Here is a 12,168-nt window from a genome sequence, read left to right on the forward strand (position 1 = left end):
TTCCCCAAATGGTTAAATTCGCGCCATGAAGGCACCGAAGGATTCCCCGACCGAGACGCTCGAACCGCGCTCGCGCGATGCCGACCGCTCGCAGCTCGCCATCCTCGCCGCGGCGCGCGAGGAGTTCTCGCAGCTGGGCCTGGCCGGCGCGCGCATGGACAGCATCGCGACGCGCGCGGGCCTCAATAAACGCCTCATCTACTACTACTTCGGCAGCAAGGACGACCTCTTCCTCGCGGTGCTCGAGCGCACCTACGCCGACATCCGCGAAGCCGAGCAGCGACTGCATCTGGACGAAATCGAGCCGGTCGAGGCGATCCGCCAGCTCGTGTCGTTCACCTGGCACTACTACCTGGAGCACCCCGAGTTCATCACGCTGCTCAACAGCGAGAACCTGCACCGCGCGGCGCACCTGAAGCGCTCCGAGCGCATCCAGGAAATGAATTCGCCACTGGTGCAGTTGCTCGACACCGTGCTCGAGCGCGGCCGCCGCGAGAACCTGTTCCATGCGGGCGTGGACCCAGTGCAGCTGTATATCTCGATCGCGTCTCTCTGCTACTTCTACCTCTCGAACAACCACACGCTCTCGGCCATCTTCGGCCGTGACCTGCGTGCGCCCAAGGCGATGGCGCAACGCCTCTCGCACATGACCGACCTGGTCCTGGGCTACGTCCTGCGCTGAGCGCGGGCGTTTACAGAACTCCTGCGGGTATTCACTAGGCAGCGTCGGTTGACGCTGCGGCGCAGCCGTTTCTACAATCGTTAATTCACTTATTGGTGAATTGAACCGATTCAAGACAGCGGCACGACCGCGCGGAGACAGACAACCATGAAGCGACTCGCACGCACCACCGCCACCACCGCATTCGCTGCGCTCACCGGCCTTGCCGCGCTGATGCCGGGCCTGGCGGCAGCGCAGAACGGCTACCCGACCAAGCCGATCCGCGTGATCGTTCCCTTCGCGGCCGGCAGCACCACCGACATCATTGCCCGCGCCATCGCCGACAAGATGAGCCAGAGCATGGGCCAGACGCTGGTCATCGACAACCGCGGCGGCGCGAGCGGCACCATCGGCCAGCAGGCCGTGGCCACGGCCGCGCCGGACGGCTACACGGTCATGATCCATTCGTCGTCGCACACGGTGAGCCCCTCGACCTTCGCCAAGCTGCCGTTCGACACGGTGGGCGACTTCGCCGGCGTCACGCCGATCTCGTCGCTGCCCAATGCGCTGGTCATTTCGCCCGCGAAGAACATCAAGACGCTGCCGCAGCTCCTGGCCGCCGCGCGCGCCAAGCCCGGCAGCATGAACTTCGCTTCGGCCGGCCAAGGAAGCGCCACACACCTGAACGCCGAGAAATTCAAGATGGCCGCGAAGATCGATGCCACCAACATCCCGTTCAAGGGATCGGGCGAAGCGGTCACCGAAGTGCTCTCGGGCCGCGTCGACTATTACTTCTCGCCCATCGCCCCGGTGATCGGCCAGATCAAGGAAGGCCAGCTGCTCGCACTCGCCGTCGGTTCGCCCAAGCGCGCGGCCGCCCTGCCCGATGTGCCCACCACCACCGAGGCCGGCGTGCCCGGCTCCGAATTCAACTTCTGGATCGGGATGATGGCGCCCGCCAAGACGCCGCGCGACATCGTCAACCGCCTGCACGACGAGGTGGCGAAGGCGCTGGCCACGCCCGAGGTGAAGGAGCGCTTCCTCAAGCTGGGCGCCGACGCGTGGACGCTCAAGCCCGAGCAGTTCGACGCCTACATCAAGGAAGAGATCGCGAGCAACGCGCAACTCGTGAAGGCCGCGGGCCTGCAGGTCCAGCAGTAAACGCACGCCTGCGCCGAGAAAGATCCGAGTCGCCTCCATGCTCCGCAAGCTCCTGCTCTCCCCGGCCCTGCGCCCGTTCCTCCTGATCCTGTTGCTGCTGGTGCTGTGGGACCTCGTGATCCGGCTCTTCAAGATTCCGGCGTACCTGATCCCGCCGCCGTGGGAGGTGGTCAAGCAGCTCGTGGCCGAGTGGCCGCGCCTGCTCAGCGAAAGCTGGAAGACCACGCTCGCCACGCTCGGCGGCTTCGGCCTCACGATCGTCATCGGCATTCCGATCGCGATGGTCATCGCCTACTCGCGGCTGGTCGAGTCTTATGTGTACCCGCTGCTGGTGTTCTCGCAGAGCATCCCGAAGGTGGCGATCGCGCCGCTGTTCGTGGTGTGGTTCGGCTTCGGCATCCTGCCCAAGGTGATCAGCGCCTTCCTGCTGGGTTTCTTCCCGGTGGTGGTGTCCACGGTGATGGGCTTCAAGTCGGTGGAGCCCGACATGCTGGACCTTGCCCGTTCGATGGGCGCGAGCCGCCTGCAGACCTTCTTCAAGATCAGCCTTCCGCAGGCGCTGCCCGCGATCTTCAGCGGCCTGAAGGTCTCGGTCACCCTGGCCGTCGTCGGCGCGGTGGTCGGCGAGTTCGTCGGCTCCAACTCGGGCATCGGCTATGTGCTGCAGGTGGCCAACGGCAACTTCGATCTGCCCCTGATGTTCGCCGCGCTCGTCGTGCTGTCGAGCATCGGCGTGATCCTTTTCGTCGCCGTCGACCTGGTCGAGCGCGTGATGATTCCGTGGCACGCATCGCAGCGCCACGCGCACTGAGTTCCTTCGTCATATCCATAAAACTCCCGGAGACAACGCCATGAAGAAACTGCTTCCCTCGATGCTTGCCGTCGCCGTCACGGCCCTCGCAACCTTTGCCATCGCACCCGCCCATGCCCAGGCGGACAAGCCCAAGGACAAGGTCACGCTGATGCTCAACTGGTACCTCTACAGCGAGCACGCGCCCTTCTTCCTCGGCAAGGAGAAAGGCTTCTATGCCGAGGAAGGCATCGACCTCGACATCCAGGAAGGCCGCGGCTCCGCCGTCACCGCCCAGGCGGTGGCCGCCAAGTCGGCGACCTTCGGCTACATCGACGTCACCACGATGATCAAGGCAGCCGCCAAGGGCGCACCGCTCAAGTCGACCGGCGTGCTGTTCCAGGTGAGCCCGATGTCGGTCATGGGCTTCAGCGAGAAGAACATCAAGACGCCCAAGGACATCATCGGCAAGACCGTGGCGGTGACGCCCGGTGACTCGATGTCGCAGATGTGGCCGCTCTTCCTCAAGGTGAACGACATCAAGCCCGACCAGGTGAAGATCGTCTCGGGCGACGGCCAGACCAAGCTCAATGCGGTGACCAACGGCCAGGCCGACCTGCTCCTGGGCTACGTGATGGACCAGGCCATCAAGCTGCAGGACGCCACCGGCAAGCCCGTGACGCCGATCCGCTTTGCCGACTCGGGCGTGAACCAGATCAGCTCCGGGATCATCACCAACAAGAACCTGCTGACCGAGAACCCCGACCTGGTGAAGCGTTTCATGCGCGCCTCCACCAAGGCCGCCGAAGCCGCCGAAAAGAGCCCCGAGGCCGCGGTCGACGCCATGCTCAAGGCCAACCCGAAGGCCGGCGTGCGCGACACGCTGATCGTGGGCATGAAGCAGAGCGTGGCGCTCTATCACACGAAGGAAACGGCGAACCAGCGCCCGTTCCGCGTGGCGATGAAGAACGTGAACGACTCGCTCGACCTGCTGGTGCAGTACGGCGGCATGGACCCGTCAACGCGCGGCAAGCCTGAAGACTACGTGACGCTCGATTTCCTGCCGAACTGATCCCCTTCTGCGCGCTCGCTGTTTGCCACCTCTCACGCACTCCATGTCCCAAGTCAACCTGATCGAAGCGCGCGGCGTCTCGAAAACGTACCAAAGCAAGGACGGCCCGGTCGAATCGCTCAAGCCGCTGGACTTCGCCATCCAGGAAGGCGAATTCGTCTCCGTCGTCGGCCCCTCGGGCTGCGGCAAGAGCACGCTGCTCAAGATGGTCGCGGGCCTGCTGCCCATCAGCGGCGGCGAACTCACGCTGGCCGGCAAGCCCATCAAAGGGCCGCAGAAGGACGTGGGCATCGTGTTCCAAAGCGCGGTGCTGCTGCCCTGGCGCAGCGTGGAAGACAACATCCTGCTGCAGGCCGAAATGCGCCACCTGCCCAAGGCCGCTTCGCAAGCGCGGGCGCGCGAGCTCATGGAGATGGCCGGCCTCAAGGGCTTCGAAGGCAAGTACCCGTGGCAGCTTTCCGGGGGCATGCAGCAACGCGCCTCGATCTGCCGCGCGCTGCTGCACGACCCCTCGGTGCTGCTCATGGACGAGCCCTTCGGCGCGCTCGACGCGATGACGCGCGAGAAGATGAACCTGGAACTGCAGCGCATCTGGATGGCCTCGAAGAAGACCGTGATGCTCATCACCCACAGCATCCCCGAAGCGATCTTCCTGTCGGACCGCGTGATCGTGATGAGCGAACGCCCCGGCTCGATCGCCGCCGTGTACGACATCGACCTGCCGCGCCCCCGCACGCTCGACATGATGGCCTCGCCCGAGTTCGGCCAGTACACGAAGCTGGTGCGCGCGCATTTCTTCTCGCAGGGCATCCTGGACCACTGAACGCCTGCCATGGACGCGCCCCGCTTTCACATCGAAGAGATCCGCTTCGCCGAGCGCGACGTGGCGCTCAGGCTGCCGTTCCGCTTCGGCGCCGCCACCGTCACCGCATGCCCGCAGGTGTACGTGCGAGCCCGTATCCGCTTCGAGAACGGTGGCACCGCCGAAGGCTGCGCGGCCGAGATGATGGTGCCCAAGTGGTTCGACAAGAACCCGGCTCTCAACAACGAGCAGAACTTCGAGCAGCTGCGCTTCGCGCTGCGCGATGCGCGTGACGCGTATGTCGCGGAAGACGATGCGCACACCGCGTGGACACACTTCGCCTCGAACTACGCCGGACTGCAGGCCCGCGCGAAAGCAAAGGGCCTGCAGGCGCTGGTGGCAAGCTACGGCCCCGCGCTGATCGACCGTGCCGTGATGGACGCGCTGTGCCTGCACACCGGCACGAGCTTCGCGACGGCGATGAGTGCCAACCTCTGCGGCATCGACATCGCAGGCAGCGGCCTCGCCGACGATCTCGCGGGCTTCGACATGCCTGCCTTCCTGGCCAGCCAATCGCCGCGCGCGAGCATCGCGGCGCGCCACACGGTCGGCCTGGCCGATGCCATCGACGACAGCGACGCGCTGCCGGATGCGCCGGCCGACGGCCTGCCCACCACGCTTGCCGCAGCGGTGACACGCTACGGCCTCACCCACTTCAAGCTCAAGCTCTGCGGCAACACCGCGCAGGACATCGACCGGCTCCAGCGCATCGCCCGCGTGATCGATGGCCACGCGCAGCTCGTGACGCTCGACGGGAACGAACAGTACGCCGATGCGGACGACTTCGCGGTCTTCCTCGACCGCATGCTCTCGACGCCCGTGCTGTGGAAGCTCGCGCAGAAGACCGTCTTCGTCGAACAGCCGATCCGCCGCGACGCCGCCCTGCAGCGCGATGTATCCGCGCTCGGCAAACGCATCCCGCTGCTGATCGACGAATCCGACGCCACGCTCGATGCCTTCGTGCAGGCCCGCGCACTCGGCTACACGGGCGTCTCGAGCAAGAGCTGCAAGGGCTTCTACAAGTCGGTCGTCAACGCGGCACGCTGCGCGCACTGGAACGCGATCGATGGCGGCGGACGCTATTTCCTCTCCGGCGAAGACCTCACCATGCAGGCCGGCATCGGCGTGCAACAAGACCTCGCGCTCGTCGGCTGGCTCGGGCTCTCGCACGTCGAGCGCAACGGCCACCACTACGTCAACGGCCTCGCGGCCGTGCCCGAGGCCGAACAGCAAGCCCTGTTGAAGCTGCACCCCGGCCTCTACGAAACCAGCGACGGCGCCACGCGCCTCGCGATCCGCGGCGGACAGCTCGACCTGTCGTCGCTCGCCGCCGCGCCCGGCTTCGCCACAGGCAAGCCCGGCGCCGGCATCTCGTGGGACGCCATGCGTTCCGTCTACTGAAGCCCCCCTCTCGCATCCCAAGGAAGAAAACGATGGCAACCCAACGTCTCGGAATCATCATGCACGGCGTCACCGGCCGCATGGGCATGAACCAGCACCTGATCCGCTCGATCTGCGCGATCCGCGCGCAAGGCGGCGTCACGCTGTCGAACGGCGACAAGGTGATGCCCGACCCGATCCTCATCGGCCGCAATGCCGAGAAGATGGAAGCGCTCGCCAAGGCCCACAACATCGCGCGCTGGGGCACCGACCTCGACAAGGCGCTGGAGAACAAGGACGACACCATCTTCTTCGACGCCGGCACCACGCAGATGCGCCCCACGCTGCTGGCCAAGGCCATCCGCGCCGGCAAGCATGTGTATTGCGAGAAGCCGATTGCGACCAACCTGAACGAAGCCGTCGAAATCGCTCGCCTGGCCGAAGGCTCGGGCCTGAAGCACGGCGCTGTGCAGGACAAGCTCTTTCTCCCGGGCCTGCGCAAGCTCGACATGCTGCGCCGCGCCGGCTTCTTCGGCCGCATGCTCAGCGTGCGCCTGGAGTTCGGCTACTGGGTGTTCGAGGGCGACCTGCAGCCCATCCAGCGCCCGAGCTGGAACTACCGCAAGGAAGACGGCGGCGGCATGATCCTGGACATGATGTGCCACTGGCGCTATGTGCTGGACAACCTGTTCGGCGAAGTGAAGTCGGTCTCGTGCATCGGCGCGACGCACATCCCCAAGCGCTGGGACGAAGCCGGCAAGCCGTACGAAGCCACAGCCGACGACGCGGCCTACGCCACCTGCGAACTCACGGGCCACAACGGCGAGCCGGTGATCGCGCAGATCAACATGAGCTGGGTCACGCGCGTGCGCCGCGACGACCTCGTGACCTTCCACGTGGACGGCACCGACGGCTCGGCCGTCGCGGGCCTGTCGAGTTGCCGCGCCCAGTCGCGCGTGGCCACGCCTCGTCCGGTGTGGAACCCGGACGAGAAGCAGATGATGAATTTCTTCGACCAGTGGCAGGAGATTCCTGATTCGCAGGTCTACGACAACGGCTTCAAGATCCAGTGGGAGCACTTCATTCGCCATGTGGTGGAGAACGAGCCCTACAAGTGGACGCTGCCCGAAGGCGCCAAGGGCGTGCAGCTGGTCGAGGCCGCGCTCGAATCGTGGAAGGACCGCCGCTGGGTCGACGTGCCCGCGCTGAAAGTCTGAAGCCATGACCCTCTCGCTGACTCTCCCCACCGCGAACGGCGCGCTCGCGCCTTACGCCCTGCGCGGCACCACGCCCGTCAAGCCCGATGCGGGCGTGAAGTTCAACCGCATCGCCTACTCGGCCGCACACGTCGTGGCCGACCCGCTCGCGGCTGTCGACCCGTGGCTGCAAGCAGCCGTCGACTGGGACACCACCATCGCCTACCGCCGCCACCTGTTCTCGCTGGGCCTGGGCGTGGCCGAGGCCATGGACACCGCACAGCGCGGCATGGGCCTCGATTGGCCCACTTCGCTCGAACTGATCCGCCGCTCGCTCGATGCCGCCAAGGACGTGCCGGGCGCGCTGGTCGCCTCGGGCTGCGGCACCGACCACCTGAACATCGACGACGTGAAGAGCGTCGACGATGTGATCCGCGGCTACGAAGAGCAGATGGCCGCCATCGAAGCGCTCGGCGGCAAGCTGATCGTGATGGCGAGCCGCGCACTCGCCCGCGTGGCGAAGAGCCCCGCCGACTACGAGCGCGTGTACGACCGCATCCTGAGCCAGGCCAAACAACCCGTGGTGCTGCACTGGCTGGGCGACATGTTCGACCCGGCGCTCGTGGGCTACTGGGGCACGAAGGACGTCGATGCGGCGATGGACACCGCCGTGGGCATCATCGCGGCGCACCCGGACAAGGTCGATGGCATCAAGATTTCCCTGCTTGACAAGGACAAGGAAATCGCGATGCGGCGCCGCCTGCCCAAGGGCGTTCGCATGTACACGGGGGACGACTTCAACTACGCCGAGCTTATCGCCGGCGACGGCTTCGGGGATGAACCGACGCACGGCAAGAGCGATGCGCTGCTCGGCATCTTCGACGCGATTGCGCCCGCGGCGAGTGCCGCACTGGGCGCACTGGCGCAAGGCAACACCGAGAAGTTCCACGCCATCCTCGGCCCTACGGTGCCGCTGTCGCGCCACATCTTCGCGGCGCCCACGCGCTTCTACAAGACCGGCGTGGTGTTCATGGCCTGGCTCAACGGTCACCAGAAGCACTTCACGATGGTCGGTGGCCAGCAGAGCACGCGCTCGCTGCCGCACTTCGCGGAGCTGTTCCGCCTGGCCGATGCGGCGAACCTGCTGGAGCAACCGGAGCTGGCAGTTCGACGCATGAAGACGCTGCTGGCCCTGCACGGCGTGGAAGGTTGAGCGAACCCATGCGCGATTTCTCGCAGAACCACGACTGGCTCTCGATCAACACCGCGACGGTGCGCAAGCAGTCGGGCGCCGAGGTGCCGCTGGACCGCATCATCGACCAGTGCGCCGAGCGCGGTATCCGCGCGATCAGCCCCTGGCGCGACCAGGTCGCTGCCGTCGGTCTCGACAAGGTGGCCCGGCAGCTGAAGGCGCACGGCGTCGGCCTGTCGGGCTACTGCCGCGGCGGGTTCTTCCCCGCGCCCGATGCGGCAGGCCTGAAGGCTGCGCTCGACGACAACCGCCGCGCCATCGACGAGGCGAAGACGCTCGACGCACCCTGCCTCGTGCTGGTGGTCGGCGCCCTCCCCGGTGCGCTCGAAGGCAAGCCTGCGTACAAGGACATCGCCCGCGCGCGCAGCGAAGTGCGCGACGGCATCGCCGCGTCGCTCGAATACGCCCGCAAGGTCGGCATGCCGCTCGCCATCGAACCGCTGCACCCGATGCAGGCCGCCGACCGCGCCTGCATCAACACGCTGGAACACGCACTCGATCTCTGCGACGAACTCGACGCAGGCAAGAGCGGCATGCTCGGCGTGGCGCTGGACATCTATCACGTCTGGTGGGACCCGAAGCTGCAGCAGCAGATCGCCCGCGCCGGCCGCGAGCGCGTGCTGGCATACCACGTCTGCGACTGGCTCACGCCCACGCGCGACCTGCTGAGCGACCGCGGGATGATGGGCGACGGCGTGGTCGAGTTGAAGAAGATCCGCGGTTGGGTCGAAGACGCGGGCTTCGCGGGTTTCAGCGAGGTCGAGATCTTCTCGAACCTCGATTGGTGGCGGCGGCCCGGGGCCGAGACGCTCGATGTCTGCATCGAGCGGCATCGCAACGCGGTGTAGACGCCTGGCCCATCGGCTTCAAAGAACCTGATAGATGCGGAAGTCGATCCGCCCTGCCGACAGTTCGTTGTAGCCGATGAGCACGAGGCCGTTCAACCACGCGTAGCGCTCGTCCGACGTCTCGAGCTTGGGTGTGGTTCTCAAGTAGGTCTCGCTGAACGCAAGGCGCTCTCCCTTGGCCAAACGCGCTCTGCCGTCCGCCGGAAGTTTCGCAACGCCTTTGCTTTCGAAGTAAACGAGCGCGCCGTCATGGGTGCGCATCGCTCCGCGGATATCGAGCCGGCTGATGCCGTCTGCACCGATCGCGACCCAGTCGACGCTGCCCGGCAGGAACTCGCCGCGCAGCTTCGGGCCATCGAGCCGGCCGCCTTTTCCGATGTAGGGCACCAGCGTGCCTCGCGGCGTGGGGACGACGATCGGCGTCTCGAGATCGACCCGCAGATCGCAAAGATGCCGGACCGGCATGGCTTCGAGCAGCGGCTGCTCGAAGAGTGCTTGCTTGTCGAGGATTGCGCTCATGGGGTCAGCTCAAGGCAGCCTTGACTTCCGCGTAGTCGAAGAACGTGTCCTTCCGCGTGACAAGTCCGGCGCCATCCACCTCGACCACGTCGAGTGCATGGAACCCGCGGCGCTCCTTGCCTGGAGGCTGAAAGGTCAAGGTCCAGTCGAGCGTCCAGTGCCGGTCGCCCAGCAGCAGGCGCCGGGTCTCCACGCCGAAGTCGGGATAGCGCTCGAAGACGCCCGCGAACTCCTGCAGCAACGCGGCATGGCCCCGCGCCTCAGTGCCACGGCCGTGCGCCTGGAAGGTCGAGTCCGGGGCGTGCAGCGCGACGATGGCTTGGGGATCGTGGGAAAGCCATGCCGCGGCATAGCGATCGGCGATGGCGGCGAGATCCAGATTGACAGGTTCAGACATGAGAAGCCTTTCGATGTGGTGCGATTGCATTCGCGGAAGTCCTATCGATTCCGCGGTGCGCGAGGAGGGTTGCAAGCCGCCTCGCGAACGCTGCCGACTATACCTATGATTTTCATAGTGACAAGCGGTATGATGCCCGGAATGACCAAGATGCCCAAGTATTCATCCACGGCGCACGCGTCGACGGACGCACATTCCAGCGCGACCCTTTGTCCGATTGCGCGCGCGCAAGACATTGTTGGCGACCGTTGGACCGTGCTGGTGCTTCGGGAGCTGTTCCTTGGAAATCGTCGCTTCGAGGAGATCCAGGTGCAGACGCAAGCCACGCCGCAGATGGTGGCGAGCCGCCTCAAGAAGCTCGAATCGGAAGGGCTGATCGAGCGCCGGCTCTACAGCGAGAGACCCCCACGGCATGAGTACCACCTCACAGAGATGGGGATCTCCTTCCATCCGGTGTTCCTCGCGCTGCGCGCCTGGGGCGAAAGATGGTGCAAGTCCGAGCACGAGGAAGTCGCCATTCAGTACATCCACATCCCATGCGGGCAGGACCCTGGATTGGGCCCCACCTGCCAGTCGTGTGGAAAGGAAATGCGCAGGGAGGAGCTTTCCGCGAAGCTGAGTGGGTCGTTCGATGCCGAGCGACAAGCGCGGCTGGGTGCGTTCAAGGCTAATCGGGCGTAGCGGCTGGCGTTCGCTCGCACCTCCAGCACCACCTCGCCGAGATTGGCACCGCACGGCAGACAGGCTTGGGCGTGCGCTTGGGCTTGGGCGAACTGCAGCCGCTTGTGCTGCAATTCGCCCCATGGCTGACCCGACCCTCGACGACCTGCGCCGCTACGCGGTGGCGCGCACCCTCTTCAGGCCGACGACGTTGCCCGGCGCGATCCGCCAGCTCGGCTTCGTGCAGGCCGACCCGATCCGCGCACCGGCGCGCGCGCAAGACCTGACGCTCCGCCACCGCGTGAAGGACTACCGCGCGGGCGATCTCGAAAGCCGCTACGCGCGCCTTGCCATCGAGGAAGACTGTCTCGTCAACTACGGGTTCCTTCCGCGCGAGCACCTGGCGCTCATGCATCCGCGCGAAGCCAAGCAAGCCTGGAACGCCGACACGCGACGCAAGGCGGCCGACGTGCTGGCCTATGTGCGCGAGCACGGCCCGGTGCATCCGCGCCAGGTCGAGCAGCACTTCGCGCACGGCCGCATCCAGAACTACTGGGGCGGTTCGAGCAACGCGACCACGCACCTGCTCGACGGCATGCACTACCGCGGCATGCTGCGCGTGGTGCGGCGCGACAGCGGCACGCGCGTCTATGAAGCCGTGACGCACATGCCCGCCGACGACAGTCCCGCCGGCCGCGCGCAACGCGCCGCTGCGCTCATCGAGTTGATCGTGCGCAAGTACGCGCCGCTGCCCGCAGCGAGCCTCACCTATCTCGTGCGCCTCCTCGGCTACGGCGCACCGCATCTCGCGGCGCAGACGCGGGCGGCGCTGCTTCTCGCGCGCGAAGAACTCGCGAGCTGCCGCATCGACGGCACGACCTGGTACTGGCCCGCCGACGAGACCCCGGCCTCGAAGCGCCATGTGCCCGACGATGCGGTGCGCCTGCTCGCGCCCTTCGATCCAGTCGTGTGGGACCGCCGCCGCTTCGAGCTGCTGTGGGGCTGGACGTACAAGTTCGAGGCCTACACGCCCGCGCCCAAGCGCCAGTTCGGCTACTACGCGCTGCCGCTGCTGTGGCATGACCGCGTGATCGGCTGGGCCAACGTGAGCGCCCCCGCAGGCCGGCTGCAACCCGCCTTCGGCTACGCCGGAAAGAAGCCGCGCGATGCGGCGTTTCGCACGGGCCTCGACGAAGAGCTGCATCGCATGACGCTCTTCCTCTCGGGCCGTTGATCCGCTTGGGTTTCCCCCAAAAGCCGCTTCTATAATTTCGCTCCTCAGCCAGCCGCCCGACAAGGGCCTGCCAGCTGTCTCCGAAGGAACGGAGACGGCAACCGCCCCGGACCGACGCCATGTCGCTGTCGAAACC

The 12,168-nt window shown here is 66.2% G+C and carries 13 protein-coding genes; 11 read left to right on the forward strand and 2 right to left on the reverse strand.

Features of this window, described 5'->3' with window-relative positions; all coding sequences use genetic code 11:
• Positions 1 to 25 precede the first annotated feature (25 nt).
• The 9 genes from J2W23_RS08175 (at position 26) to J2W23_RS08215 (ending at position 9,222) form a co-directional block, all read left to right on the forward strand.
• Positions 26 to 682, forward strand: a complete 657-nt coding sequence (locus J2W23_RS08175; RefSeq protein WP_206174270.1) for a TetR/AcrR family transcriptional regulator — start codon at positions 26 to 28, stop codon at positions 680 to 682.
• Positions 683 to 829: 147 nt separating this feature from the next.
• A complete protein-coding gene (locus J2W23_RS08180) occupies positions 830 to 1,822 on the forward strand; it encodes a tripartite tricarboxylate transporter substrate binding protein (RefSeq protein ID WP_307648347.1) in 993 nt (330 codons plus the stop codon).
• A gap of 37 nt (positions 1,823 to 1,859) precedes the next feature.
• Positions 1,860 to 2,633: an ABC transporter permease gene (locus tag J2W23_RS08185; RefSeq protein ID WP_176656510.1), complete on the forward strand. Its 774-nt coding sequence runs from the start codon at positions 1,860 to 1,862 to the stop codon at positions 2,631 to 2,633.
• 40 nt (positions 2,634 to 2,673) lie between these two features.
• Entirely contained in the window at positions 2,674 to 3,684 is a 1,011-nt protein-coding gene (locus tag J2W23_RS08190; RefSeq protein ID WP_307648348.1) for an ABC transporter substrate-binding protein, read from the forward strand.
• Between the two features lie 43 nt (positions 3,685 to 3,727).
• Positions 3,728 to 4,507, forward strand: a complete 780-nt coding sequence (locus J2W23_RS08195) for an ABC transporter ATP-binding protein (protein WP_176656508.1) — start codon at positions 3,728 to 3,730, stop codon at positions 4,505 to 4,507.
• 9 nt (positions 4,508 to 4,516) lie between these two features.
• Positions 4,517 to 5,947, forward strand: coding sequence for an enolase C-terminal domain-like protein (locus J2W23_RS08200; protein ID WP_307648349.1), 1,431 nt, complete (start codon positions 4,517 to 4,519; stop codon positions 5,945 to 5,947).
• Between the two features lie 32 nt (positions 5,948 to 5,979).
• Positions 5,980 to 7,143 carry a Gfo/Idh/MocA family protein gene (locus J2W23_RS08205; RefSeq protein ID WP_206174280.1) on the forward strand — a complete coding sequence of 388 codons (1,164 nt, stop codon included), beginning with the start codon at positions 5,980 to 5,982 and terminating at the stop codon, positions 7,141 to 7,143.
• A gap of 4 nt (positions 7,144 to 7,147) precedes the next feature.
• Positions 7,148 to 8,335 (forward strand): dihydrodipicolinate synthase family protein, encoded by a 1,188-nt coding sequence (locus J2W23_RS08210; protein ID WP_307648350.1) that lies wholly within the window; start codon positions 7,148 to 7,150, stop codon positions 8,333 to 8,335.
• Positions 8,336 to 8,343: 8 nt separating this feature from the next.
• The gene (locus J2W23_RS08215; RefSeq protein ID WP_307648351.1) at positions 8,344 to 9,222 is read left to right on the forward strand and encodes a sugar phosphate isomerase/epimerase family protein; all 879 of its coding nucleotides are present in this window, start codon (positions 8,344 to 8,346) and stop codon (positions 9,220 to 9,222) included.
• A gap of 18 nt (positions 9,223 to 9,240) precedes the next feature.
• Here the strand turns inward: J2W23_RS08215 and J2W23_RS08220 are convergent, their stop codons facing one another.
• Together J2W23_RS08220 and J2W23_RS08225 are read right to left on the reverse strand one after the other, a co-directional pair.
• Positions 9,241 to 9,741 carry a DUF3237 domain-containing protein gene (locus J2W23_RS08220; protein WP_176656504.1) on the reverse strand — a complete coding sequence of 167 codons (501 nt, stop codon included), beginning with the start codon at positions 9,739 to 9,741 and terminating at the stop codon, positions 9,241 to 9,243.
• A 4-nt stretch (positions 9,742 to 9,745) separates the two neighbouring features.
• Complete coding sequence (locus J2W23_RS08225; protein WP_307648352.1) at positions 9,746 to 10,138, reverse strand: nuclear transport factor 2 family protein; 393 nt, start codon at positions 10,136 to 10,138, stop codon at positions 9,746 to 9,748.
• Between the two features lie 141 nt (positions 10,139 to 10,279).
• On the opposite strand from J2W23_RS08225, the gene J2W23_RS08230 reads away from it, so the two are divergent.
• Together J2W23_RS08230 and J2W23_RS08235 are read left to right on the forward strand one after the other, a co-directional pair.
• Positions 10,280 to 10,819 (forward strand): winged helix-turn-helix transcriptional regulator, encoded by a 540-nt coding sequence (locus J2W23_RS08230; protein WP_307648353.1) that lies wholly within the window; start codon positions 10,280 to 10,282, stop codon positions 10,817 to 10,819.
• A gap of 121 nt (positions 10,820 to 10,940) precedes the next feature.
• Positions 10,941 to 12,032, forward strand: coding sequence for a DNA glycosylase AlkZ-like family protein (locus J2W23_RS08235; protein ID WP_307648354.1), 1,092 nt, complete (start codon positions 10,941 to 10,943; stop codon positions 12,030 to 12,032).
• Positions 12,033 to 12,168 lie beyond the last annotated feature (136 nt).

It is taken from the genome of Variovorax boronicumulans, from assembly GCF_030812215.1.
In the GTDB taxonomy this organism is placed as follows: Bacteria; Pseudomonadota; Gammaproteobacteria; order Burkholderiales; family Burkholderiaceae_C; genus Variovorax; species Variovorax boronicumulans_C.

Excerpts from the sequence above, each read along its gene's own strand:
- J2W23_RS08175 (WP_206174270.1), top strand. The coding sequence starts at position 26 with ATGAAGGCACCGAAGGATTCCCCGACCGAGACGCTCGAACCGCGCTCG.
- J2W23_RS08210 (WP_307648350.1), top strand. The coding sequence starts at position 7,148 with ATGACCCTCTCGCTGACTCTCCCCACCGCGAACGGCGCGCTCGCGCCT.
- J2W23_RS08190 (WP_307648348.1), top strand. The coding sequence starts at position 2,674 with ATGAAGAAACTGCTTCCCTCGATGCTTGCCGTCGCCGTCACGGCCCTC.
- J2W23_RS08195 (WP_176656508.1), top strand. The coding sequence starts at position 3,728 with ATGTCCCAAGTCAACCTGATCGAAGCGCGCGGCGTCTCGAAAACGTAC.
- J2W23_RS08215 (WP_307648351.1), top strand. The coding sequence starts at position 8,344 with ATGCGCGATTTCTCGCAGAACCACGACTGGCTCTCGATCAACACCGCG.
- J2W23_RS08235 (WP_307648354.1), top strand. The coding sequence starts at position 10,941 with ATGGCTGACCCGACCCTCGACGACCTGCGCCGCTACGCGGTGGCGCGC.
- J2W23_RS08200 (WP_307648349.1), top strand. The coding sequence starts at position 4,517 with ATGGACGCGCCCCGCTTTCACATCGAAGAGATCCGCTTCGCCGAGCGC.
- J2W23_RS08185 (WP_176656510.1), top strand. The coding sequence starts at position 1,860 with ATGCTCCGCAAGCTCCTGCTCTCCCCGGCCCTGCGCCCGTTCCTCCTG.
- J2W23_RS08205 (WP_206174280.1), top strand. The coding sequence starts at position 5,980 with ATGGCAACCCAACGTCTCGGAATCATCATGCACGGCGTCACCGGCCGC.
- J2W23_RS08225 (WP_307648352.1), bottom strand. The coding sequence starts at position 10,138 with ATGTCTGAACCTGTCAATCTGGATCTCGCCGCCATCGCCGATCGCTAT.
- J2W23_RS08180 (WP_307648347.1), top strand. The coding sequence starts at position 830 with ATGAAGCGACTCGCACGCACCACCGCCACCACCGCATTCGCTGCGCTC.
- J2W23_RS08220 (WP_176656504.1), bottom strand. The coding sequence starts at position 9,741 with ATGAGCGCAATCCTCGACAAGCAAGCACTCTTCGAGCAGCCGCTGCTC.
- J2W23_RS08230 (WP_307648353.1), top strand. The coding sequence starts at position 10,280 with ATGACCAAGATGCCCAAGTATTCATCCACGGCGCACGCGTCGACGGAC.